Raw genomic sequence first — 25,372 nt, 5'->3', positions numbered from 1 at the left:
ATTAGTTTTAGATTTTTACACAGAGTTTCAGAGGCCAAAGTAAAGGCGATTTTCCTTTAGAGCCAACCTTTTTCAGATTTTTCCGGGGTATTTATACTTTAGGCCTGTCAGGGTAAAGGTATAAATTAGAACCTGAAACTTAATAAGTGTGTTGTTGTTGCTATATTTGTATCAAATTGCTAAATTTTTTATTCGACATACACTTTTTAGATAGATGAGTACTAAAGGAAGGGTATTGGTGGCGATGAGCGGTGGTATCGATAGTTCGGTGGCGGCCGTTATGCTGCATGAGCAAGGCTACGAGGTAGTGGGGATGACCATGAAGACCTGGGACTACGCCTCCAGCGGCGCCAGCAAAAAGGAAACAGGCTGCTGCTCACTCGATTCCATCAACGATGCCCGTAATATTGCCGTTCAACTAGGTTTCCCGCACTATATCATAGATATCCGTGATGAGTTCGGTGATTTTGTAATCAACCATTTTACGGATGAGTACTTGGCTGGCCGTACGCCAAACCCGTGCGTGCTGTGTAACACGCATATTAAATGGGATGCCCTGCTGCGCCGCGCCGACAAACTCGGCTGCGAGTTTATTGCAACCGGCCACTATGCTAACCTTCGCCAGGAGAATGGGCGTTATGTTATTTCCAAGGGCTTGGACGAGACCAAAGATCAGTCGTATGCCTTGTGGGGTATTTCGCAGGAGAGCCTGAGCCGCACCATTTTTCCGCTGGGTGGCCTGCATAAAACTGAGATACGGGAGATGGCTAAGGAGCGAGGCTTTACTGAACTGGTGAACAAGCCAGAGTCCTATGAGATCTGTTTTATACCTGACAACGATTACCGTGGGTTCCTGAGACGCCGTGTAGAGGGCTTGGAAGAGCGCGTTGCTGGTGGCGAGTTTGTACTGGAAAACGGTACCGTGGTAGGCAAACACGAAGGCTATCCGTTTTACACCATCGGCCAGCGGAAGGGCTTAGGTGTCGCTTTAGGCTTCCCGGCTTATGTCACACGCATTGAGAAGGATACCAACCGTGTAGTGCTAGGCAATTACGATGAGCTGGCCAAAAATGCCATGACGGTGGGTAAGCTGAACATGTCTAAGTATGAGAACCTGATCGGGCAGCCCATCCCCACGGTAACGAAAGTACGTTATAACGATCCGGGCACGGAGGCAATCATTGAGCAGGAGGGAGACAAAATGAAAGTTCACTTCCTGAGCGGCGTACATGCTATTGCCCCTGGTCAGGCTGCTGTTTTCTACGAAGGCAACGACGTGGTGGGCGGTGGCTGGATTGAGTCGAACTATAATTCAGAATATAACCTGAACGTGTTGCAATAATGAGACGAGCCCTGTTGCTTTTGGTTGTTCTGGTCGGCCTGGTGGCTGCCTGCGAGGATAAGTATAAAGACCCGGACCCAAAGGCGATGGGCTATGACTACTACCCGCTTGAGGTGGGCGACTGGCGCATCTATAATGTGACGGACATCCGCTACATGAGCGATGTGGGCGATACCACTCGTTTCCAGTTGCGTGAGCGCGTGGATACAACTTTCGTTGATCAGACGGGGCAACTTAATTACAAGATCATCCGTTCAATTCGCGCCAACGAAAACATGAACTGGGTGGATGACTCAGTGATGACTGTTGTGAAGACAGATGCCATGGTCATGCTGACTAAGAATAATACGAAGTATGTGAAGCTTGTTTTTCCTGTAAAGGAGGGAAATCAATGGACAGGAGATGCCTATAACAATAACAGGGCTCCAGGCTATGCTTTGCATACGTTACATGGGAAGGAACTGTATACTTATTCGGCTGTCGGAGCTCCTTATAGTGTTAATGGACAAATCTTTTCTAATACAGTTGAAGTAATTCAGGGTGATTATACCTCATACGATGTAACCTTAGACGAGCGCAAAGAAGTTTATGCTGAAGGAGTTGGTATGATTTACAGGCTTTTTACTCGTATTATCTATACTTCCTGTTCCGATGATGATTGTGAATTTGGACCTGAATACAAAATTCACGGCCATGAACGCCACGAAGAATTAGTTGACTACGGAAAAGAATAAATATGCGTCATCTGCTCCTCTTCCTCTGCCTGTTGCTGTACCTGCCTGTAGTGGCGCAGGATGCTGGCACTGCAGAAGGAGAGGAGCAGAAGCGTTTAATCTTCTTCAAGGATAAAGCTAACTCCCCGTATTCCCTCTCTAAACCCCTTGAGTTTTTATCCTCTAAAGCGCTGGAGCGGCGTCAGAGGCAGAAGATTACCCTTTCTTCCCGAGACCTCCCGGTAAACCCATCTTATGTAGCTGCGCTTACAGACGCTGGTGCCACTGTTTGGTATACTTCGCGCTGGTTTAATGCAGCAGTGGTGCAATGTACGGCAGAGCAGCTACAGCAGCTGGAGGCGCTTCCTTTTGTAAGAAAGGCACAAACACTAAACAGAATAGCCGCACCCGTTGATAAGCGGCAACAGGGAGTGCAAAGTATGGCAACAGTGGCGGCCGTGGCAGAGAATTCTTTACCCATTCCTGAACCCAGTGACTACGGACCCGCTTTTCACCAAGCGGACATGCTGGGCGCTGATGAACTGCACTCCGACTTCTATAACGGCAGCGGTATGACCATTGCCGTTTTTGACGCCGGCTTTCCGGGGGTACAGAATATTCCGGCATTTGCCCATCTTTTTGAGAATAATCAGCTGAAGGGCACCTATGATTTTGTACGGAAGCAGGAGAGCGCGCTGACAGCCGATGCACACGGCACTGCCGTGCTCTCTACCATGGCGGCCTATGAGCCGGGTGTACTGATAGGTACGGCCTACGGCGCCAACTACCTGTTGCTGCGCACAGAGGATGCCGCCACTGAGCATAATATAGAGGAGGTAAACTGGCTTTTGGCCGCGGAGTATGCCGATAGTGCCGGAGCGGACGTGATCAACTCCTCCCTTGGTTATACTATGTTTGATGCACCTTCCCAAAGCTATACTTACGAGGACTTGGACGGCAACACCTCCATTGTTTCCAGAGCGGCAGATTATGCGGCCGCCACGGGAATGCTGGTGGTGACAAGTGCCGGAAACGAAGGGAACAAAACCTGGCGCTTTATTTCGGCCCCGGCTGATGGGGACTCCGTCCTGGCTGTGGGCGCTGTAGACTCTTTGGGCGTGAAGGCTGGTTTCAGCTCTTTCGGCCCAACTGCGGATGGGCGCATCAAGCCGGACGTGGTGGCGCTGGGGCAGGGGGCATACTTCATCCTTCCCAACGGAAACCTGGCGCGTGGCAACGGCACTTCTTTTGCCGGGCCCATCATAGCAGGTTTTGCGGCGAGCCTATGGCAGGCTTATCCTTTTAAAACGAATATAGAGCTGATCCAAATGCTGCGTAACAGCGGCAGCAATGCCAGTAGCCCCAATAACAGCATCGGCTATGGCATACCGAACTACAGCCGCACCGTTACCTCGGCACCTGTACCCCAAGGCAAGACGTCGCTGTTCATCACAAATCCGGTGCAGCAGGAGCCTATTTTACTTTACCTGGGGCAGGAGTGGTTGCAGCAGGTGGAGGTCCTTATCCTGGATGCCACCGGCAAGCAGGTGTTCCGCCAGAATATAGCGCAGGCCCAACCGGAGCAGCCACTCAAGCTAGAGCCGCAGCGTCTAAAAAGTGGCTTATACTTGTGCCGCATCCGCTCCGGAAATAAAATAGCAACCCTTCGGTTCGTGAAGCTGTAACTACACTTCAGCACCTGAATCTTAAATAAAAATTTACCTTTGCAGGTATGAGACCTATTATTGCCCCTTCTGTACTAGCTTCTGACTTTGCTAACCTGCAGTCGGAGGTGGAGATGCTTAACAGTAGCCAGGCCGATTGGCTGCACATCGATATTATGGACGGCCGCTTTGTTCCGAACATTTCGTTTGGTTTTCCGGTGATGGAGGCGATTAAGCGCTACGCGCAAAAGCCAATGGATGTGCACCTGATGATCGTGGAGCCTGAGCTGTACATAGAGCGTTTCCGGGAGGCGGGTGCCGACACAATTTCTGTGCATGTAGAGGCCTGTACGCACCTGCACCGCACGCTGCAGCAGATCAGAGCCACTGGCGCCAAGGCGGGCATTGCCGTAAATCCGCATACTTCGGTGCAACAGTTGGAAGATGTAATTGCTGATGCTGATCAGGTGTGCCTGATGTCGGTGAACCCGGGCTTCGGCGGCCAGAAGTTTATTGAAAATACTTACAGGAAAATTGAGGCGCTGAAGAACCTGATCATCCAGCGAAACTCTCAGGCTCTGATTGAGGTAGACGGTGGCGTGAACCAAGACAACGCACCGCTGCTGCTGGAGAGGGGGGCTGATGTTCTGGTGGCCGGAAGCTTCGTTTTCTCTTCTGCCGATCCAGTACAGACCATCGCTACGCTGAAATCATCAAAATAAAGACTCCCCGGATGCTGAGATATCTATCGGTGTGGTTATTCATACTTTTGCCTTTAGGTGTAGCAGCACAACAGGCCAGGCTTACCGGACAGGTGCTAAACCAACGCGGGGAGCCGCTGGAGTTGGCCACGGTTGCCGTGAAGAACAGCAGTATCGGCACGCAAACAAATGCAGCCGGCGAGTTTGTACTTGCTGTGCCGGCGCAGCGCGAGGTGGTGGTGCTGGTTCGCTACCTGGGCTATAAAGAACTGGAGCAGACCTTAAGGTTACAGCCTGGTGAAAGTAGAACACTGAATTTTACACTGGAAGCTGATCCGCAGCAACTGCAGACGGTGGATGTGCGCGGCAAAAGCGATGAGGACCGGGAGCAGGTGAGCGTAACGACCCTGGACCCGCGCGAGATCCGCCATTTGCCATCTGCCTTCGGTGATTTTAACAAGGTGCTGGTTACGCTGCCAGGCGTAACGAGTAACAATGAGCTCTCCAGTACATACTCCGTGCGCGGCGGCAACTACGACGAAAACCTGGTCTACGTCAATAACATCGAGATTTACAGGCCATTTTTGATTTCCTCGGCGCAGCAGGAGGGGCTTTCTTTCGTGAACCCGGATCTGGTGGGGGATATACAGTTCTCCTCCGGTGGGTGGCAGCCCAGGTATGGCGATAAGCTGTCGTCGGTGCTTAACATCAAGTATAAGCAGCCTACTGCCTTTGCGGCCTCGGTTAGCGGCGGCCTTACCGGCGGCACGGTGCACCTGGAGTCCGCCTCGAAAAACAAGAAAGTATCTTACCTCTTCGGAGCCCGCCATAAAAACGGGCAATATATTTTAAAGGGGCTGCAGACCGACGGCAAGTACAACCCGATTTTTACGGATGCACAGGCCTATGTACATGTTGACTTAACCAAAGACTCGCTTGACCGCGGGCGCACCACCCTGGGCGTGCTTACGAGCTATGCCAACAACGACTTTAGGGTAGAGCCCGAAACACAGGTTACAACCTTTGGCACCCGCAACACGCCGCTGCGCCTGCTCATTGCCTTCGACGGGCAGGAACGCATGGAGTATGCCACCTACCAGGCCGGTATTAACCTGGCACATCGCTTCACGGCTGGCTATACTTCTGAGCTTATACTTTCCGGGGTGCACTCGCGGGAGCGGGAGTTCCGGGATGTAGAAGCCGGCTACCGCCTCTGCGACGTAGGCACCAACGGCAATAACTTTGGCGAGTGCCAGCAGGAGCGCGGGGTAGGAAGCACCTTTAACCATGCCCGCAACACCTTGCTTGCCCGCATCCTGTCGGCGGAGCTACGGAACACCTTGCGTTTTAGCCAACGCAGCAACCTTCAGTTTGGGGCAAAGCTTGGGATTGAGAAGATAGAGGACCAACTGCAGGAGTATGGCTTCTCCGACTCTGCTGATTACGTGACGCAGGATTTCTACCTCAGTTCTCAGCTCAACCTGAGTACACTGCGCTACAGTGGCTTTCTGCAGCACACGGTTGAGCTGGATTCTCTGAAGACGATCACTTACGGCATCCGCGCCACCTACTGGGACTATAACCAGGAGCTTAATGTATCGCCAAGGGTGCAGTATTCCTTTATCACCCGCCGCAACCCGAACCTTTCCTTCAAAGGGGCGCTCGGGTTATACTTTCAACCCCCTTTCTATCGCGAGCTACGTGACTTTAGCGGTGTGTTGAATCCCGGTCTGAAGGCCCAACGCGCCATACATGCTATTGTAGGGAGCGATTACCTGTTCCAAGCCTGGGGCCGAGACTTTAAGCTGACCACCGAAGCATACTATAAATGGATGACCAACGTGATCCCGTATGATCTCGACAACGTGCGCCTGCGCTACTATGCCAAAAACAACGCGAAGGCTTACGCGGCAGGGTTTGATGTGCGCGTGAATGGAGAGTTTATACCCGGTGCGGAATCGTGGCTGAGCCTGGGGGTGCTCTCTACCAAGGAGAATGTCGAAGGAGACTCCATATCTATCTACAACGGGCAGGGCGAACGTATCGGCATGCAGGAGCAGGGCTTCATCCGCCGGCCCACGGACCAGTTGCTGAATGTGGGAGTATTCTTCCAGGATCATTTGCCGGATAACCCAACGGTGCGCATGTACCTGAACCTGGTGTATGGCAGCGGCCTTCCTTTTGGACCGCCACGGCAGCCTGAGTACCGAAATGCCTTTGACGGTCGCTCGTACAAGCGCATCGACATTGGCTTCTCGAAGGTGATCGTGGTGGAGAGCGATGTGGTGCAGCGCAAGAAGCTAGGTCTGGAAAGTTTATGGGTAGGCCTGGAGGTGCTTAACCTCATCGATGCAAAGAACTGGGTATCCTACAACTATGTGAGCGATGTAAACAACGTTACCTATGCCGTTCCGAATTACCTGACGGGTCGTCGGCTAAACCTGCGTTTTGTGGCTAAATTTTAAAGTATAAACCAGTTGCTTAGAGTATAAGCACCTTATAAAAAGAAATGGGAAGCAACATGTTGCTTCCCATTTCTTTTTAAGGCTTAGTTAGCGCCGCTTCTTCCATTCGCTATAAGCTGTCTCTATTTGCTTCGCGTAAGTTTTGTAGCTATCTGGCTCTGAGGTACCCAACTGCATCGCTTTCGCCGATAAGGAAGCGGCCATTTGATACTCGTTATTGTAGGCAAAAAGCTTTGCCTTGATCCAGTTATTATAAAAATTCTCTTTGATAGCAATGGACTTATTGATCCATTCCAGGGCTTTCTGGTGATGCTCTTTGCGTGGCAACATGTACTCCGCACATTGGGCCCAAGTATACCAATCATCTGGGGCCGCGTTTGCCAGGGCGTAATTGATGTTCTCCAAAGCCTTTTTCTCAATATCCGTTTCTATACTAAGGGATATCATCGTGTTTTCCCACGCCAGGTTTAGCTTGGCTTTGTTCATGCTGATATCGGAAAAAGAGAACAGCATTGTTTCTGTGAACTCTTTTGTTTTAGATGGCTTTACCTCCAGGTAAGCCACATCGTCCAACTCGTTGTACCCTTCCAAGCCCCAGAGGGTGGTGTCCCTGTTTAGCACCACATGCCAAAGCGAATCGCTCTGCGGGAAAATGAAAAAAGAGTAAGTACCAGCTGGCACCCGTTCATTGTTTAGGAAAAGCTCGTCCTGGAATGTAACCAGCGTTGCTTCGTTGGCACCTGCCCGCCACAGCTGCCCATAAGGCACCAAGCCTCCAAACACTTTGCGGCCTCTAACACTAGGTGCATGGTAGTTTACAGTGATGTCGGTTAGCCCTACAGTTTGGCGCAGCATGGCAGCCGGACTGGCCTGTGGCAGCTTTACCTGGGCAGATGCCTCGGTGCCCCCAAACAAGTATGTGGCTGAAAGTATAAAAAAGAGTAGCAGGTATCTTCTCATGGTAGTAGGAACATTACTTGGTGCTTATATACAGTAAAAACTATGCCAATAAACCAGTAGTTCGCGCCTGCAAAGCTAATAAACTTTTCAAGATGCGTTTTTGACATTTGCCTTCCTATTCTAACTCTTTACCGTCTTACAACTTTTCCAGCATGTAGTTACACTCTATTATTCTAACCATTCACATAATTTTAATACTATAGCTAGTTATAGTAAAATAAATAGTTGTAAAATTGCAACTACAATTATAATATATAGTATAGGAATCAGAATAAATATAACTGATGTAACGGCTAGGTTATTTCTTGCTTAGCCATACGTTCCCATTCGCTTTTTGAACTTTCTATAGCATAGTAATCTATGGCCCATCCGGGGCTGTGTGGAACCTCTGCGTGTGTAGGCACTTCTTCTGGAGGTGTACATGCTATAGTTATGTATTAGCCGGTAAAGAAACATTTTAACCTTTTACATATGAATGCTAAACGTTTACACGCGCACAATTTTACTGGGCCCAAGCTGTTCTGGCTACTTTGGCTGGTAACAGGGCTGATGCTGTTCGCTGCTACAGGGGCTGTAGCGCAGACGGTGACAACAGACAAGGATGATTATCAGCCAGGGAATTACGTAATAGTGACTGGTACGGGCTGGGAGCCAGGCGAAACAGTTGTTCTCGACTTCCACGAAACGCCTCAGGTTTGCAGTACAGACAATCATGAAAGAAGCACAGTTGCCAAAGAGGATGGAAGCATCTATTATGACCAATTCTTGATAAATACCTGGCATCTGGGTGTGGCGTTTGAGCTGACTGCAACAGGGCAGACTTCTGGCTTAATCGCCAAAGCATATTTTACAGATGGAAACATCAGCTTCGCTGCTTCTGGCCTGCCGGATGGGGTTTCGATTGCAGTGAAATGGGAACATCAGCAAGGGCAGAATATCAGAACTGGCAGTTCAGATTTTGTCACGCCAAACTCTTCTTCAACGGTTGGTTTAAACAATGTATCATTAAACTATACTTATCCAAGTACAGTAGTTGCCAATCAAATTACCTACAACTTTACCTCAGGGTCTCCAGCTAGTGGATTCAATACAGGTACGGGAAGTTCGGTCATCAATGTTGTAGGTAATTTCCAGCCTGCTGCCCCAACAATCACTGGTATTTCTCCTGATACAAAACCAGTTGGCGTAGCAACCTTTACCTTAACAATTACCGGTACCAACTTCTTGCCAACCTCTGTAGTACGGTTCAATGGCTTCGACAGGCCAACAACACGAATAAGTGCCTCAGAATTGAAAGCCACTATCTCAGCTGAAGACATCACTTCAGTAGGATCATTTCCGATTACAGTATTTACCCCGGCTCCGGGTGGAGGAACTTCCAATGCTTTGCATCTAGCCGTTACAAAAGCTCCTCAGACCATAGCATTTGATCAACTGGCAAGCAGGACGTTTGGGGATAATGCATTTGAACTAGGGGCAGTAGCAAGTAGCGGGCTGGCAGTAAGTTATAGCAGCAGCAACACGAACGTAGCCACTATAAACGGGAATATGGTTACAATTGTGGGTGTAGGCACAACCACAATCACTGCCTCACAAGCCGGAAATAGTAATTATAATGCTGCAATACCCGTAGAGCAGACGTTGATGGTAGATAAAAAGACAACCACTATTACGCTCAACAATCTTCTACAGGTGTATAACGGATCTGCACGTACGGTCTCGGCAACCACTCCCGAGTTAGGTACGAACGGCATTTCCGTTTCTTACAATGGTTCTGACGTCGCTCCGACAAATGCTGGAAGTTATGCAGTAACAGCAAGTTTAAATAATCCCCATTATACAGCCGAGGTGGCAAGCGGTACCATGGTTATCAGTAAAGCGTCCGCTACAATCAACGTTGGAGCGTTACAGCATATTTATGATGGCCAGGAAAAACCAGCTTCCATAAGCATTGACCCCACAGGCATAACAGGGCTCACCGTTACCTACAACGGCTCCTCTTCAGTGCCAGTTAATGCTGGGGAGTATGAGGTGGTGGCTTCTTTAACAAACTCCAACTACGAGGCTGAGGAGGTTAGCCGTAAACTGGTGATCGCGAAGGCCGACCAGGAGATCAGTTGGGCGAACCCACAGGGCATCGTATACGGAACTGCCTTATCAGCAAATCAACTCAATGCTACCTTAACTTCAGGTGATGGAGGACTGGCATATAGTCCTGCCACAGGAGCTATACTTGCCGCAGGCACCCATACATTACGTGTAACGGCTGCTGGCACGTCGAATTATAATCCTGCAGCGGCTACGGTTTCGTTGAATGTTGCTAAGGCCACGCCAGTGCTAACACTAAATGTAGGCGGCCCCTACACCTATGATGGTACATCCAAAGTCATTGCCAGTGCAACGCTTGAGGGTGTTTTGGAAAGTGATGACTTAGGAGCGGCCACCATTACCTACAGCAAAGAAGGTACTCCGGTTGCCTCCCCTGTTGAGGCAGGCACTTATGCGGTATCAGCCACATTTGAAGGAAACGACAACTATACTGCTGCGCAGGCCACCGGATCCCTTCTTATCAGGAAAGCAAATCTTGTCGTGAAGGCAAATGATGAGAGCAGGGTTTATGGAAATCCTAACCCGACCCTAACCGGAGATATTATAAGTGGGGCGGCGGCTGGTGACGCGCTTACGGTGACTGCGTCTACCACGGCAACGCCGGCATCAGGGGTTGGCCAATACCCTATAACAGTTTCTGTTTCTGGAGCAATGATAGCCAACTATACTGTAGAAGCGCAGGAAGGAACGCTAACGGTTACTCCTCGCCCTGTTACGGTGGCTGCCTATGCTGCAGCAAAGACTTACGGGGATGCTGACCCAGCCCTGAGGCACCAGATCACTTCAGGTTCTCTGGTGAATAACGACACGTTCTCAGGCGCCCTGGAGAGAGAAACAGGAGAGGATGCCGGGGAATATGCGATCCGCATCGGCACCTTGAGTCTAAGTGGCAACTATGCTATGTCTTTCTCAGGTGCTGTGTTTACGATCAACGCTAAGCAGATTACCGTAACACCGCTTGCGAACCAGTACAAGGTTTACGGGCAGGACGATCCGGTTCTTAAGTATGAGCATACCGCTTTGGTGGGCAACGATGTATTCTCAGGCTTGTTGAGCAGGGAAGCAGGCAGTAACGTAGGCGCGTACAAAATCTTGACCGGCAGCCTGCGCCTGAGTAGCAACTATACTTTAACTTTTACTGAAGGTGTTGATTTTGAGATTGCGCCAAAGCAGGTGACAGCCTCTATTCAAGCAGAAAACAAGGTATATGACGGCTCCGTTGCCGCTACTGCCACAGGTAGAGTGCCTGCAGAGGAGTTGATAGCAGGGGACGAGGTGCCTGTAACCGTACAAAATGCCCGCTTTGCCGATAAGAATGTGGGTGTTGGCAAAACGGTACTGGCAGATGTTTCCATCGGCAACCCTAATTACAGCTTAACCGCGGCTACTGCCACTACCTCTGCCGCTATCACACCAAAACCAGCTTCTGTCACACCTACAGCCAACGCCAAAGTGTACGGTACTTCAGACCCAATTCTGAGTGGAACGCTTGCTGATTTTGTAGCGGCGGATGGCATCGTAGCTACGTATGGTCGTGAACCGGGTGAGCGGGTAGGATCCTACGGTATTCGCGCTAACCTAAGCCCAGCGGCTGAGCTCGGCAACTACAACATCACCTATCACCCAGCTACTTTTGAGATTACACCTGCTCGATTGGTGGTGGTGGCTGACAACGCTAGTAGAGCCTACGGTGATGAGAATCCTGCGCTGGCAGGCAGCATGACTGGTGTGGTGCAAGGCGATGACATCTCGGCCATCTATACCACGGCTGCAACGACGAAAAGTGCGGTAGGAACCTATGAAATCGTGCCACAGGTGAGTGGTGGCGCCATAGCGAACTATACGGTAGAGACCTCTAAAGGCACGCTAACAGTGACAGCCAGAGCAATCAGCGTTACCGCAGACGCGAAGGCCAAAATGTTCAACCAGGCTGACCCAGCGCTGACGTACCAGGTTACTACCGGGGCATTGGTAAACGGGGATGCCTTCAGCGGATCATTGGCCAGGGTAGCCGGTGAGACTCCAGGGGTTTACGCGATAAACCAGGGATCCTTGACAGCCGGAACGAACTATGCGCTTTCCTACAACGGAGCAAGCCTCACAATCTATGCGATCCCTACGGTTAGCATCGAGAATCCAGCTCCTGTGCAATACGGCTCTACAGTGAATGTTGCAGCTAAATACACAGGCATCGTAACCGCACCAAAGTGGGTATGGGGCTTCACATCCGATACCAACGGCTCTTTCAGCGGGGAAAGCACCATTACAGGATCTACCACTGTGCCTAATTTGCCAGGGGTGTATACATTGGTGCTAAAGTATAAGAATGCCGTAGGTGATGAGTTGACCACCGAGCCCGTCTTCATCTCTGTCTTCGACCCGGAAGGTGGTTTTGTAACCGGGGGTGGCTGGATCAACTCTCCGTCAGGAGCACTTTCCACAGAACCGGATGCAACCGGAAAAGCCAACTTCGGTTTCGTGGCCAAGTATAAAAAAGGTAAAAACGAGGTGGAAGGTAACACAGAGTTCCAGTTCCAGGCCGGGAAGCTAAACTTCAAAAGCTCAGTGCACAACTATGGATCGCTGGTGATTTCCGGTGCTAAGGCCACCTATAAGGGCAAAGGCTACATCAACGGCGGCACCACAGAGTATGATTTCATGGTGGTTGCCACAGATGGCCAGGTAAGCGGCGGCGGAGACAACGACAAATTCCGCATCAAGATCTGGAACGGGGGCGAGGTGGTATATGACAACGCCCGGGGTGAAGCGGAGAATGCAGAACTGGGCGTGGCCACCATTCTGGGAGGTGGCTCTATCGTGATTCACGAGAACAAGCCGCTGGCAGGGGGCTCGAGCACTAAGAAAGTTGTAGCGGCAACCGAAACACTTGAGGTAGAGGGTGCCCGTTTCCACAACTACCCGAACCCGTACAACGACAAAACAACCATTTCTTTCACGTTTGAGAAGGAGGAAAGCTTTGCGTTGGAGGTGTTCGATGCAAAAGGAGCCCGTGTGATGAAGTTTGCGGAAGGCATGGCCGAGGCAGGGAAGGCTTACGAGTATGAGTTCGCCGCTGGAAACCTGCCGGAGGGAATATACTTCGCCAGACTGGCTACGGCATCCGGGGTAAAAACAATCAAAATGGTGCTGAAGCGTTAACTTCTGTTTTAACATCAGTATTCACAAAAGCCGGCGGGTAACCCTGCCGGCTTTTGTGTTATCAGCAAGTATAAGCAGCACAAGGAGGCTTCGTTTCTTGTTTCGCGATAGCTGTGGCTCCAGATTTTTTTAAATAATTCAGCATATGAAGTAAAACTTTAGCAGGCAATATATGTGGCTGAATATGATGCTTCTAAGGTTAGCACTATGAAGCAAGCTTCTTCTATATAGAAAATGTAGATGTTTTCTGTTCACTAAAAAGAGGCAACATTTTATTTAAACGGGGGTATAGTAAGCCAGACACTGCAGAATGATGTGGTGTTACCTTAAATTTTAGCCAGATAAAAGTAGCTTACTAAATATGATTGTTTGTAGATTTATTTTGCAAAAACTAATAAGGCTCATTGCTGAATAAGCCTTGCTTACTATAACTGCTCTTACCCGGTCTGATCAGGACGTATCACCAAACTGAAGTTTTAGCTTCTGTTTCATTTTTTTTTCAGCACAAAAGGTATTTACTTTGTGCCAAGTACATGAGCAACGTTTATACACATAGCACCTCTTATAGCTGGACAACGCCTGTTGCCCCGGCTGCGCATGTACATTTCCATCACATCCACCATTCCTCGTAAGAGGAATCCATACTACTATATTGCCCCCGACGGGCGTTGACCCGTACTATACTTTGCCAGTGGCAGGGTATACAGCCTCATTATTGTTCATACTACACGTACACTATAAAATGCTAAGAATAGCAATCCAGAAATCTGGTAGGCTCAGCGACGATTCACTGAACCTGATCCGCGAGTGCGGCATTTCTTTTATCAACAGCTCTCTCAAACTAAAAACAGAATGCACCAATTTCCCGCTGGAGATCCTTTTCCTGCGCGACGATGACATACCGGGCTATGTAGCCGATGGCGTGGCAGACATTGGCATAGTAGGGCAGAATGTGCTGGTGGAAGAGGGGAAAGCACAACTGACTGTAGAGAAGCTCGGTTTCTCCAAGTGCCGTCTCTCCCTGGCCGTCCCGAAAAGCGCGGAGTATAACTCGATCCAGGACCTGGCAGGAAAGAACATTGCCACTTCCTATCCAAACCTGCTACAGGCATTCCTGGATGAGCAAGGGGTGCAGGCGCATATCCACACCATCAGCGGTTCGGTGGAGATCGCCCCAAGTATAGGCCTGGCAGAAGCCATCTGCGATATCGTGAGCTCTGGCAGCACGCTTATCAGCAACGGCCTAAAGGAGGTGGAGCGCGTGTTTAAGTCAGAAGCCGTGCTGATCGCGAGTCCGGAACTGACGGACGAGAAGCAGGAGATTCTGGAGAAGCTCCTTTTTCGCATTCATGCTGTGCAGCGCGCCCGCAAGGCCAAGTATATTCTGCTGAACTCGCCGGACGACAAGATCGAAGAGATCAGCAGGTTGTTGCCAAGTATAAAAGCGCCCACGGTGCTGCCGCTGGCCGAGGAAGGCTGGAGCTCGCTGCACTCCGTGGTGAACGAGGATGATTTCTGGGAGATCATCGAAAAGATCAAAGCCGCGGGCGCGCAAGGGATATTGGTGGTTCCTATCGAGAAGATGATCATATAAGCATATGAGAAAGATAATCAAACCTGCCCCGGATACCTGGGCAGAACTGATAAAGCGCCCGACCAAGAACCTGGAGGAACTGGAGCCCGGAATTCTGGAGACTTTCAGGCTGGTGCAGGAGCAGGGAGATCAGGCTTTGCTGCAGCTGGCGCAGAAGTATGACGGGGTGCAGTTGCAGCAGCTTTTGGCTACTGAAGAGGAAATAGCGGTAGCGGATGGTAAAGTGCCGCAGGAACTTAAGGAGGCTATTTTGCAAGCCTATAGCAACATACAGTTGTTTCATACACAGCAGGCCGAGCCGGTGAAGCAGGTAGAAACCATGAACGGTGTGAACTGCTGGCGCAAGAGCGTAGCCATTGACAAGGTGGGGCTATACATACCTGGAGGCACTGCGCCACTGTTTTCCACCCTGCTGATGCTGGGAGTGCCGGCGCGCATTGCCGGCTGCAAGGATGTAGTGCTTTGTACGCCGCCTGCCAAAGACGGCAGCATTCACCCGGCCATACTTTACACGGCCTCCCTCTTGGGCATTACACGCATTGTAAAAGCCGGAGGGGCACAAGCCATCGCAGCCATGGCCTTTGGCACGGAAAGCGTTCCGGCCGTGTACAAGATCTTTGGCCCCGGCAACCAGTACGTTACGGTAGCCAAGCAGCTGGTGAGCAAAACAGGCGTAGCCATTGACTTGCCAGCCGGCCCGTCGGAGGTGCTGGTGATGGCCGACGATAGCGCGAACCCTGCCTTTGTGGCGGCCGACCTGCTCTCGCAGGCCGAGCACGGCGCTGATTCGCAGGTGGTGCTGCTCACTACCTCGGAAGAGGTGCTGCAGCAGGTGGAGCAGGAACTGGAGGCGCAGCTGAACGTGCTGCCGCGCAAGGAGTTTGCCGCCAAAGCCTTAGACAATAGCCTCGGAATCATACTTAGCAGCCGAGAGGAGATGCTTGACTTCTCTAACCTTTATGCCCCCGAGCACCTGATACTTTCTGTCTCTGATTTTGAGGAGGTAATGGACGGCATCACCAATGCTGGATCCGTTTTCCTGGGCCACTACAGCCCGGAGTCTGCCGGCGATTATGCCTCTGGCACCAACCACACCTTGCCTACCAATGGCTACGCCCGCGCTTACAGCGGCGTGTCGCTGGACAGCTTCGTGAAAAAGATCACCTTCCAGTACATTACCCGCGAGGGGCTGCAGCACATTGGCAAAACCATTGAAACCATGGCTGAAGCCGAGGGGCTGGAGGCGCACAAGAATGCCGTTACCATCCGACTTAAAGAACTAGCCCGTGTTTAACCTGAACGATATCATTCGCCCGAACGTGCTGAAGATGAAAGCCTACTCATCGGCCCGTGATGAATTCAAAGGCAATGCCAATGTGTTTCTGGATGCCAACGAGAATAACCTCGGCAGCCTGGCAGGAGAGAACTATAACCGCTACCCCGATCCGCACCAAAAGAAGCTGAAGGCCCGCATTGCAGAGATCAAGGGCGTGCAGCCGGAGCAGATCTTCCTGGGTAATGGCTCAGACGAGGCCATAGACCTGCTGTTCCGTATGGTGTGCCGTCCGGGGCAGGACAGCATGCTGCACCTGCCGCCTACCTATGGCATGTATGAGGTATCGGCTAACCTGAACGAGGTAGAGCTCCAGGCCGTGCAGCTGACAGAGGATTACCAGATTCCGGTGGAGGAGGTACTCATCAACATTAAACCAACCACAAAGGTCATCTTCGTCTGCTCGCCCAATAACCCTACCGGCAACCTGATCGCGCAGGAAAGTATAAGCGAGCTGCTGCGTGCCTTTAACGGATTGGTGGTGGTGGACGAGGCCTACATCGACTTCGCCGACGCCCGCAGCTGGACCGCCCGCCTGCAGGAGTTCCCGAACCTGGTGGTGCTGCAGACCTTTTCCAAAGCCTGGGGAATGGCCGGTCTGCGTTTGGGCCTTGCCTTTGCCTCACAGGAGATCATCTCTGTTTTGGATAAAATCAAGCCGCCGTACAACATCAACGAAGCCACGCAGGAACTGGCCCTGCAGGCGCTGGAGCGTGGCGAGGCGCTAAAGGATATGGTGGAGGAGATCGTGCAGGAGCGCGAGCTGCTCATGGAGGCTTTGCCTGATTTGTCCGCCGTGGAGTATGTTTACCCTTCTGATGCCAACTTTATACTTGTTAAAGTAAAAGATCCAAACGGTTTGTATAACTTTCTTTTAGATAGAGGTATAGTTGTTCGGAACCGCTCCTCTTTGCCAGGGTGCGAAGGCTGCCTGCGTATCTCTGTGGGTACGCTGGAGGAGAACCAGCAGCTGCTACAAGCCATGACAGAATTTAAATAAAAGCGTAGCACGTATCTCGTATCACGTAGCAAGACTTATAGCAAGTTAATCTCTTAAAGTCGTGATACCTGATATGTGCTACATGATACGGATTCAAAAAATGAAAAAAGCACTTTTTATAGATCGCGACGGCACCATCCTGGTGGAGCCCAAAACCGACTACCAAGTAGACTCCTTCGAGAAGTTCGCCTTCATACCGAAATCCATTACCAACCTGGCCCGCATCTACCGAGAAATGGATTACGAGTTCGTGATGGTAACCAACCAGGATGGCCTGGGCACCGACTCTTACCCGGAGCATACCTTCTGGCCTTACCAGAACAAGATGCTGGAGATATTGGAAACAGAGGGGATAAAATTTGACGAGATCCTTATTGACCGCAGCTTTGAGCACGAGGGACTGGAGACGCGCAAGCCGGGCGTAGGCATGATGCAGCGCTACCTGGCGGGCGAGTACGACCTGGCAAACAGCTATGTGATCGGCGACAGGCTAACGGACGTGAAGCTGGCCCAAAACCTGGGGGCAAAGGCTATTTTCATCGGCGAGTCCTCTGCCGACGGGGCCGCCTTGCGCACCACCGACTGGGATGATATTTATACTTTCCTGAAGCAGCAGGGTGCCGGCCGCACCGCGAGCATACGCCGCAGCACCTCCGAGACAGATATACAGGTGGACCTGAACCTGGACGGCTCTGGCAAGATGAATATCAGCACCGGCATCGGCTTTTTCGACCACATGCTGGAGCAGGTAGCCAAACACGCAAAGATTGACCTGAACATCAACGTAAAAGGAGACCTGCACATCGACGAGCACCATACCATCGAAGATACTGGTCTAGCCCTTGGCGAGGCTTTCCTGCAGGCGCTGGGCGACAAGCGCGGCATCAGCCGTTACGGCTTCTTTATACTTCCGATGGATGAGACGCTGGCGCAGGTGGCTATCGACTTCAGTGGCCGTCCCTGGGCCGTGTGGAGGGCTGACTTTAAGCGTGAGAAAGTAGGGGATATGCCGACCGAAATGTTCTTCCACTTTTTTAAATCCTTTTCAGACACCGCAAAGGCGAACCTGAACATCAAAGTGGAGGGTGACAACGAGCACCACAAGATCGAAGCCATCTTCAAGGGCTTCGCCCGTGCCATTCGCATGGCGGTGGAGCGAAACCCGCACGATTCTTCCATTCCAAGCACCAAAGGGATCCTTTAGAAGGCACATAAACCAAAAGAGGCGCTACTGAACTGTAGCGCCTCTTTTGGTTTATACTTTAAGCATGCGACCTCAGCCAGTCTTTGGCGGCCGAGATGTCATCAAAAACCTTTATATAATCCGGGAAATCTGCCAGCTTTATACTTTTATCCACCGAAAGCCGGCTCAGAATGCTCGGGGAGTATACCCACGCAAATTCCTGCAATCCGTTCTCGCGCATTCGTGGGAACCAATCGGAAGCCACCCACTTGGAGGCAGTGGACCATTGCCCCTCTACAAATGTGTTATCATTCAGGATGCGGTAACACGCTTTTTCCTTCATCAGCTCCAGCATCTTCTCACAGCCACTCACCACCGAGTTGTAGTTCTGGTACCCTCGCCAGTTTACATAGATCCATTCTTCCATAGGGTTGAATTCTATGGCAATGTGTTGTTCTCTGTAAAGAAGTTCAGTTCGTGTTTGTCTCATTACGAAGTCAGCTCTTACGGAAGGATCACAAAGGTAAGCACCGCAAAAGGAGTAATTCAAATAAATTCAGGTTTTCCTTTACGCGAACCAAGATGGGTAGGAGGCCGTTTAGCCGCAAAACTCTGAAAAAAGCCTGGTGGTAAAGCATTTCAAGGTGCTTCATTTGCTCATGTCTAACAATATCAATAACTTAAGGGTAGAACCTGTGTTTAAGGTTTTTTTCGTTTTATTTTTCAAAGATGTCTTCGCCGCAGCGGTTCTGGGCATCTTCCTTTTTATGAAGTACGCTGTTATCCTGTTGATCGCCCTTTTTAGTCTCACTACACCTTCTCTCGCATCCTTTTGCCCGGACAGTACTGCTGTAGCATCACGGTCGGTTGCAGCCGAGAAATTAGCAGCTGTTGTACGCTTCCAAACAGTATCCGCTTTAGATTCTGCCAATTTTAGGTTTAGCGAATTTAAAAAGTTACACGCCTACCTGGCCAAGGCCTTCCCGCTGGCGCACGAGCGCTTGCAGGTGGAGGTAATTAACGATTTTAGTCTGCTGTATACCTGGCAAGGGCAGGACACCCGTTTAGAGCCGGTGCTCTTTAGTGCCCATACGGATGTGGTACCTGTAGAAAGTGCGTCGGAGGAGGCGTGGCAGGAACAGCCCTTTGCCGGAGAAGTAAAGGACGGCTACATCTGGGGCCGAGGCACCATGGATGATAAGTATCGGGTGGTGGCGCTGCTGGAGGCCGTGGAGCAGCTCCTGGAGCAGGACTATGAACCGGAGCGTACCTTGTACTTGGCTTTTGGGCACGATGAAGAAATAGGCGGCGAAGGTGGAGCCAGTATGATAAGCCAGCACCTGGAGCAACAGGGGGTGCAGCTAGAGGCCGTTTTCGATGAAGGGCTAGCCATAGCCGAAGACGTGCTGCCCGGGCTCACGGAGCCGGTTGCCTTGGTGGGCACCGCTGCCAAGGGCAATCTCAACCTGCTGCTTACCGTGAGCGGTGGGGGAGGCCACTCTTCAGCCCCGCCAGCTGACACGCCTATCGATATCCTCAGTCAAGCTATCAAAAGGCTGCACGAGAACCCATTTGAGCCGCGCCTGATACCCGCCACCCGAGAGATGCTGGAGATATTGTCCGGTAAAATGGGCGGCAAGTATAAATTCGCGATGCGCCATTACGGCTTGTTTAAAGGCAAAATTCTGAGAAAGCTCTCCGAAGACCGCGCTACGGATGTGCTGATCCGTACCAAACTGGTTCCCACCATGCTGTCGGCAGGAGAAAAGCACAATGTATTGCCACGCGAGGCGTCTGCGGTCCTCAACATCCGCATCCTGAACGGGGAGGATGAGCAAAGTGTGCTGCGGCATGTGCGCAAAGCCATAAAGGATAATCGGGTTAAGATAGAACGCTATGGGGTTTATACACCTCCTTCGCCGGTTACTGCCACAGATACCTGGGTTTACGGGGCATTGAGCGCCTCTATACTGGAAACCTTTCCGGATGTATTGGTGGTGCCGGCGTTGTTTCCCGGGGCCACCGATGCCAAGCACTATTCCAACCTAACCGATAATATCTTTCGATTTGCCCCGCAGGTGGTAAACCGGGAGAGTGCGCTGCTCATCCATAACGTGGATGAACGCATGGCGGTGGAGGTATTGGAGAACAGCATTAGCTTTTATAACGCGCTGATTCGTAATACCTGCGGCGGGAACACGATGGAGCAACTAGCGGATACGGACGAGGGACCTCTACTGCCAGACACGGAATAGAGTGAAATTAAATATGGAGCAAAGTTTGGTTTTATGGGTTTAGCCTGTACTTTTGCAACAGAAGGATTTAAAAACCTTACCAGATAAAAAACGAAATGATTCAGAATCTTCATATGGCATGGTGGTGGCACGTTACACAAAGTATCGTGAACAGCCGTTCTATGCCGCATATGAAGTAACATATAAAGCATTACCAAAGGAATAAAAGGCCTGCTGTTCACACGAACAGCAGGCCTTTTTGTTTTTCATCACCTCCACGCACATGAGCAAGTATAAACTAACCACCACCTACAAACAACTCCTGGCCGACACGCTGACGCCGGTGAGCGTGTACCTGAAGCTGCGCGACAAATTCCCCAACAGCATCCTGCTGGAAAGCTCCGACTACCACGGCGCCGAGAACAGCTTCTCCTACATCTGCTGCAACCCCATGGCCAGTATAAAAGCCGAGGATGAGGTGCTGACAGAGGCTTTCCCGGACGGCAGTGTACGCACCACCGCTATTACCAAAGAAACAGATGTGCCGGGCTTGCTGGCAGGCTTTTCAAAAAGCTTCGAGGTGGAGGAGAACAAGCAGTTTAACTTCATCCATAACGGCTTGTTTGGCTACATGAGCTATGATGCCGTGCGCTATTACGAGGATGTCGAGATCAGCAGGAAAGAAGGCCGCGCCAGTATTCCGGATCTATACTATGCCGTGTACCGCCACATCATCGCAATCAACCACTTCACCAACCAGGCCTACATCTTTGCGCACAACTATAACCAGGGAGATGATGACGGCATAGCCCAGCTGGAGGCGATCCTGAACAGCCGCAACATCCCGAGCTTTACGTTCAAAACCACGGGCGAAGAAGAGCACAATATCTCCGGTCAGGAATTCCTGCAGAACATTGCTAAAGCCAAGGAGCACTGCTTCCGCGGCGATGTGTTCCAACTGGTGCTGTCCCGCCGCTTTGCCCAAGGTTTTCAGGGGGATGAGTTTAACGTCTACCGCGCCCTGCGCTCTATCAACCCTTCGCCCTACCTGTTCTACTTCGACTACGGCAGTTTCAAGATCTTTGGTTCCTCGCCGGAGGCGCAGCTGGTGATCAAAGACCAGAAGGCGAGCATCTATCCGATTGCCGGCACTTTCCGTAGAACCGGGGATGACGCTGCAGACGCCGCGCTGGCCGAGAAACTGCTGGCCGACCCAAAGGAAAATGCCGAGCACGTCATGCTGGTGGACCTGGCCCGCAACGACCTGAGCCGCAACGGCCACAGCGTGGAGGTGGAGACTTTCCGCGAGATTCAATACTACTCGCACGTGATTCACCTGGTGTCCAAAGTGTCCGGCATTCTGCACAACCAGGAGGATGCTTTGAGAATGGTGGCCAGCACTTTCCCGGCCGGTACGCTCTCCGGGGCACCCAAGCACAAGGCCATGCAACTCATAGACAAGTATGAAACCACCAATCGCAATTTCTACGGCGGCTGCATCGGCTTTCTCGACTTCAACGGCAACTTCAACAGCGCCATCATGATCCGCTCGTTTCTGAGCAAAGACTATCGGTTATACTTCCAGGCAGGTGCAGGCATTGTGGCCGCCTCTAACCCGGAGAGCGAGCTGCAGGAGGTAGACAATAAATTAATGGCGCTGCGCCGCGCCCTGGAACTGGCCCAAAACATCAACTAACATGGACGTACTCGTAATCGACAACTACGACTCATTTACCTATAACCTGGTGCACCTGCTGCAGGAACTAGGAGCCACTGTAACAGTGCGACGAAACGACAAAACCACACTCGAAGAGGTAGGCCAGTATGAAAAGATCATGCTCTCGCCGGGCCCGGGTATTCCGGATGAGGCGGGGTTGCTGAAAGAAATTATCCGCACCTACGGCTCCAGCAAAGACCTGTTCGGCGTGTGCCTCGGGCATCAAGCCATAGGGGAAGTATACGGTGGTAAGCTGTTTAACAGCAGCGAAGTATGGCATGGGGTGGCAACGCCGGTGCAGGTGGTTTGTGAGGAGGAGCCGCTTTTTAAGGGACTCTCCAAAGCGTTCGAAACCGGCCGCTACCATTCCTGGCTGGTAGAAGAGGAGCTGCCCGATTGCCTGGTGCCGACGGCCGTAGATGAGCAGGGCCGCATCATGGCACTGCGCCACAAAAGCCACAAAGTGCGCGGCGTACAGTTCCACCCCGAGTCGGTGCTGACCAACTATGGCCGGGAGATGATCAAGAACTGGTTAGATAGTTAAGAGTTGAGAGTTAAAAGTTAAGAGTCGTGTTACGTGTGTCGTGATACTTGATACTAAGAAAAGAAATGAAAGCAATACTGAATCACTTATTCGAACATAAAACCCTGACTAAGGCGCAGGCGCGGGAGGTGCTCTCGGATATTACCAAGGGCAAGTATAACCAAAGCCAGGTGTCCTGTTTTCTGACCGTGTTTATGATGCGCAGCATTACAGTGGAGGAGCTGGAGGGCTTCCGTGATGCGCTGCTGGAACTGTGCCACCGGGTGGACCTGGATGCCTACAACCCGATTGACCTCTGCGGCACGGGCGGCGACGGAAAGGATACCTTTAACATCTCCACGCTATCTTCTTTTGTCGTAGCGGCGAATGGCGTGGCCGTGGCCAAGCACGGAAACTATGGCGTGTCCTCTTCCTGCGGCTCGTCCAACGTGCTGGAGGCGCTGGGTTTTAAGTTTACCACCGATACGGATGCCCTGGAGCGCAGCATCGAAAAGTATAACATCTGCTTTTTGCACGCGCCGCTGTTTCACCCGGCCATGAAAAGCGTGGGGCCGATACGGAAGGATCTGGGCGTGAAAACCTTCTTCAACATGCTGGGGCCGATGGTGAACCCGGCTTTCCCGAAGCGGCAGCTGGTGGGCGTGTTTAGCCTGGAACTGGCGCGCATGTACGGCTACCTGTACCAGCAAACCGACACCCGCTATACGATATTGCATACTTTAGACGGTTACGACGAGATATCGCTAACGAGCCCGTTTAAAGTGATTTCGGACAGGCAGGAGGTGTTACTGGATGCCAAGGCGCTCGGCTTACCTACCCTGACACAAGAGCAGATTAAAGGGGGCGGAAGTATAAAATCGGCTGCCGACATCTTTGTGAAGGTGCTGAAAGGAGAGGGTACCGAAGCACAGACAGCCGTGGTATCGGCCAACGCCGCCATGGCCCTGCAATGCGCCCGCCCGGAGCTGGCGCTACAGGAGGCTGTAAGTATAGCCAAAGAAACACTTGAATCCGGTAAAGCTTATCAGGTATTTAACAGCTTAATAAATGATCAGAAGCTGGTGGAGGCATAGTCATCTTCAAATCTCCACATATCCAAATTTTTAAATCAGAACAACATGAACATACTCGATCAGATCATCGCCACCAAGTATAAGGAAGTAGCCGAACGCAAGGAGCTGTACCCGGTTAAGCTGCTGGAGAAGAGTTTATACTTTGAAACACCCTGCATATCGCTGGAGCGTTACCTGCTGCGCCCCGACAAGAGCGGTATCATTGCCGAGATCAAGCGCAAATCACCTTCCAAAGGCGATATCAATCCTTATGTGTCGGTAGAGCGAACCTCGATCAGCTACATGCAGGCAGGTGCCTCGGCGCTGTCGGTGCTGACGGACGGGCCATACTTTGGCGGTAAGAACGAGGACCTGCTGACGGCCCGCAAGTTTAATTACTGCCCGATTCTGCGCAAGGATTTTACGGTGGACGAATACCAGATCGTGGAGGCGAAGTCGATCGGAGCGGATGCCATACTTTTAATTGCGGCTGCCCTGGACCCAGCCCGTGTGAAGGAACTAGCGGCATTTGCCCGCTCCTTTAGCCTGGAGGTGCTGCTGGAGGTGCATAACCTGGAAGAGCTGCAGCAAACGCTCTGCGACGAGGTAACGGTGGTAGGCGTGAACAACCGCAACCTGAAGGACTTCGTGACAGACGTAAACACTTCGCTGGAACTGGCCAATCACATCCCGACCGGCATCACCAAGATTTCGGAGAGCGGCATCAGCAGACCCGAAACTTTGGTGACGCTTCGTAAGGCAGGCTACAACGGTTTCCTGATCGGGGAGACCTTTATGCAGAACAGCCGACCTGGGCAATCCGCTGCCGCCTTCATCAAGGAGTTTAAGCAGCAGCTGGCGCAACAGGAGGTATCGGCATGAAATTAAAAGTATGTGGCATGCGCGATCCGGAGAACATCCGGCAGGTGGCGGCGCTCAGGCCCGACTACATGGGCTTTATCTTCTACGAAGGCTCCAAGCGCTATGCAGAGGGTCACATCACTCCGGAGCTTCTGGCCGAGCTACCGGCAAGTATAAAAAAGACCGGCGTGTTTGTGAATGCTCCTTTCGAAAGTATAAAAGCCACCGTGGAGAAGTATAAGCTGGATGCGGTGCAGCTCCACGGGAAGGAGTCTCCGAGAGGATGTGCCGAGGTGAAGAACCTGGGCGTGGAGGTGATTAAGGTGTTCTCGGTGGATGATCGGTTTGTTTTCGAGAACACGCTGCTTTACGAATCCTGCGCTGACTACTTTTTATTCGACACCAAAGGCCAGGAGTACGGCGGCAACGGCATTCCTTTCGATTGGGAACTGCTCAAAGGCTATCTCTCCCCAAAGCCATACTTTTTGAGCGGCGGCCTGAACCTGGAGAATGTAAAGCATCTGGACAAAGTACGGCGCCAGCCTTACGCCTTGGATGTAAACAGCGGCTTTGAGCAGGAGCCGGGGCTGAAGAAGGTGGAAGAACTAAAACTGCTCTTCGAGCAAGTGAAGAGTTGAAAGTTAAAAGTTAAAAGTAATAGTATAAAACATGAACGCGATGAGTTATAGGGCTAGAGTTTGAGTTCATAAAACTCATAACTCAAAACTCATAACTCTTAAC

The 25,372-nt window shown here is 51.4% G+C and carries 19 protein-coding genes; 16 read left to right on the top strand and 3 right to left on the bottom strand.

The features are described 5' to 3' along the window. Positions 1-214: 214 nt before the first annotated feature. The 5 genes from mnmA to PXG97_RS02165 are packed head-to-tail and all read left to right on the top strand — an operon-like array spanning position 215 to position 6,885. Complete coding sequence (mnmA, locus tag PXG97_RS02185; protein WP_276496079.1) at positions 215-1,342, top strand: tRNA 2-thiouridine(34) synthase MnmA; 1,128 nt, start codon at positions 215-217, stop codon at positions 1,340-1,342. After that, on the top strand, positions 1,342-2,076 hold the full coding sequence (locus tag PXG97_RS02180) for a hypothetical protein (protein ID WP_276496078.1): 735 nt from the start codon (positions 1,342-1,344) through the stop codon (positions 2,074-2,076). Before mnmA ends, PXG97_RS02180 begins: the two co-directional genes overlap by 1 nt. 2 nt (positions 2,077-2,078) lie before the next feature. After that, positions 2,079-3,740: a S8 family serine peptidase gene (locus tag PXG97_RS02175; protein WP_276496077.1), complete on the top strand. Its 1,662-nt coding sequence runs from the start codon at positions 2,079-2,081 to the stop codon at positions 3,738-3,740. Between the two features lie 47 nt (positions 3,741-3,787). Then, positions 3,788-4,441, top strand: coding sequence for a ribulose-phosphate 3-epimerase (gene rpe, locus PXG97_RS02170; protein ID WP_276496076.1), 654 nt, complete (start codon positions 3,788-3,790; stop codon positions 4,439-4,441). Positions 4,442-4,452: 11 nt separating this feature from the next. Then, positions 4,453-6,885 carry a TonB-dependent receptor gene (locus PXG97_RS02165; protein ID WP_276496074.1) on the top strand — a complete coding sequence of 811 codons (2,433 nt, stop codon included), beginning with the start codon at positions 4,453-4,455 and terminating at the stop codon, positions 6,883-6,885. Between the two features lie 87 nt (positions 6,886-6,972). Here the strand turns inward: PXG97_RS02165 and PXG97_RS02160 are convergent, their stop codons facing one another. Then, positions 6,973-7,845 (bottom strand): DUF2911 domain-containing protein, encoded by an 873-nt coding sequence (locus PXG97_RS02160; protein ID WP_276496073.1) that lies wholly within the window; start codon positions 7,843-7,845, stop codon positions 6,973-6,975. A gap of 1,049 nt (positions 7,846-8,894) precedes the next feature. After that, complete coding sequence (locus PXG97_RS02155; RefSeq protein WP_276496072.1) at positions 8,895-9,227, bottom strand: hypothetical protein; 333 nt, start codon at positions 9,225-9,227, stop codon at positions 8,895-8,897. Between the two features lie 166 nt (positions 9,228-9,393). Between PXG97_RS02155 and PXG97_RS02150 the strand changes: the two genes are divergently transcribed. The 5 genes from PXG97_RS02150 (at position 9,394) to hisB (ending at position 18,244) form a co-directional block, all read left to right on the top strand. Next, on the top strand, positions 9,394-13,113 hold the full coding sequence (locus tag PXG97_RS02150) for an MBG domain-containing protein (protein WP_338088589.1): 3,720 nt from the start codon (positions 9,394-9,396) through the stop codon (positions 13,111-13,113). A 742-nt stretch (positions 13,114-13,855) separates the two neighbouring features. Further along, a complete protein-coding gene (gene hisG, locus PXG97_RS02145) occupies positions 13,856-14,707 on the top strand; it encodes an ATP phosphoribosyltransferase (RefSeq protein ID WP_276496070.1) in 852 nt (283 codons plus the stop codon). 4 nt (positions 14,708-14,711) lie between these two features. Beyond that, positions 14,712-16,001, top strand: a complete 1,290-nt coding sequence (gene hisD / locus PXG97_RS02140; RefSeq protein WP_276496069.1) for a histidinol dehydrogenase — start codon at positions 14,712-14,714, stop codon at positions 15,999-16,001. Continuing rightward, complete coding sequence (hisC, locus tag PXG97_RS02135; RefSeq protein WP_276496068.1) at positions 15,994-17,040, top strand: histidinol-phosphate transaminase; 1,047 nt, start codon at positions 15,994-15,996, stop codon at positions 17,038-17,040. The genes hisD and hisC overlap by 8 nt, the downstream gene beginning before the upstream one ends. Positions 17,041-17,140: 100 nt before the next feature. Continuing rightward, positions 17,141-18,244: a bifunctional histidinol-phosphatase/imidazoleglycerol-phosphate dehydratase HisB gene (gene hisB, locus PXG97_RS02130; protein WP_276496067.1), complete on the top strand. Its 1,104-nt coding sequence runs from the start codon at positions 17,141-17,143 to the stop codon at positions 18,242-18,244. Between the two features lie 58 nt (positions 18,245-18,302). Here the strand turns inward: hisB and PXG97_RS02125 are convergent, their stop codons facing one another. Then, on the bottom strand, positions 18,303-18,713 hold the full coding sequence (locus tag PXG97_RS02125; RefSeq protein ID WP_276496066.1) for a hypothetical protein: 411 nt from the start codon (positions 18,711-18,713) through the stop codon (positions 18,303-18,305). 277 nt (positions 18,714-18,990) lie between these two features. Here PXG97_RS02125 and PXG97_RS02120 point away from each other — a divergent pair, with 277 nt between their 5' ends. The 6 genes from PXG97_RS02120 (at position 18,991) to PXG97_RS02095 (ending at position 25,269) form a co-directional block, all read left to right on the top strand. Continuing rightward, positions 18,991-20,478 carry a M20/M25/M40 family metallo-hydrolase gene (locus tag PXG97_RS02120; RefSeq protein ID WP_276496065.1) on the top strand — a complete coding sequence of 496 codons (1,488 nt, stop codon included), beginning with the start codon at positions 18,991-18,993 and terminating at the stop codon, positions 20,476-20,478. Between the two features lie 262 nt (positions 20,479-20,740). Further along, positions 20,741-22,153: an anthranilate synthase component I family protein gene (locus tag PXG97_RS02115; protein WP_276496064.1), complete on the top strand. Its 1,413-nt coding sequence runs from the start codon at positions 20,741-20,743 to the stop codon at positions 22,151-22,153. 1 nt (position 22,154) lies between these two features. After that, positions 22,155-22,718, top strand: a complete 564-nt coding sequence (locus PXG97_RS02110) for an anthranilate synthase component II (RefSeq protein ID WP_276496063.1) — start codon at positions 22,155-22,157, stop codon at positions 22,716-22,718. Positions 22,719-22,783: 65 nt separating this feature from the next. Further along, entirely contained in the window at positions 22,784-23,791 is a 1,008-nt protein-coding gene (gene trpD, locus PXG97_RS02105; RefSeq protein ID WP_276496062.1) for an anthranilate phosphoribosyltransferase, read from the top strand. Between the two features lie 45 nt (positions 23,792-23,836). Next, positions 23,837-24,652: an indole-3-glycerol phosphate synthase TrpC gene (trpC, locus tag PXG97_RS02100; protein WP_276496061.1), complete on the top strand. Its 816-nt coding sequence runs from the start codon at positions 23,837-23,839 to the stop codon at positions 24,650-24,652. Then, the gene (locus PXG97_RS02095) at positions 24,649-25,269 is read left to right on the top strand and encodes a phosphoribosylanthranilate isomerase (RefSeq protein WP_276496060.1); all 621 of its coding nucleotides are present in this window, start codon (positions 24,649-24,651) and stop codon (positions 25,267-25,269) included. Before trpC ends, PXG97_RS02095 begins: the two co-directional genes overlap by 4 nt. The last annotated feature ends 103 nt before the right edge of the window (positions 25,270-25,372 follow it).

It is taken from the genome of Pontibacter litorisediminis (assembly GCF_029360645.1).
In the GTDB taxonomy this organism is placed as follows: Bacteria; Bacteroidota; Bacteroidia; order Cytophagales; family Hymenobacteraceae; genus Pontibacter; species Pontibacter litorisediminis.
Note: the sequence above shows the minus strand (reverse complement) of the source record. Positions and strands in the feature narration are given on the sequence as shown.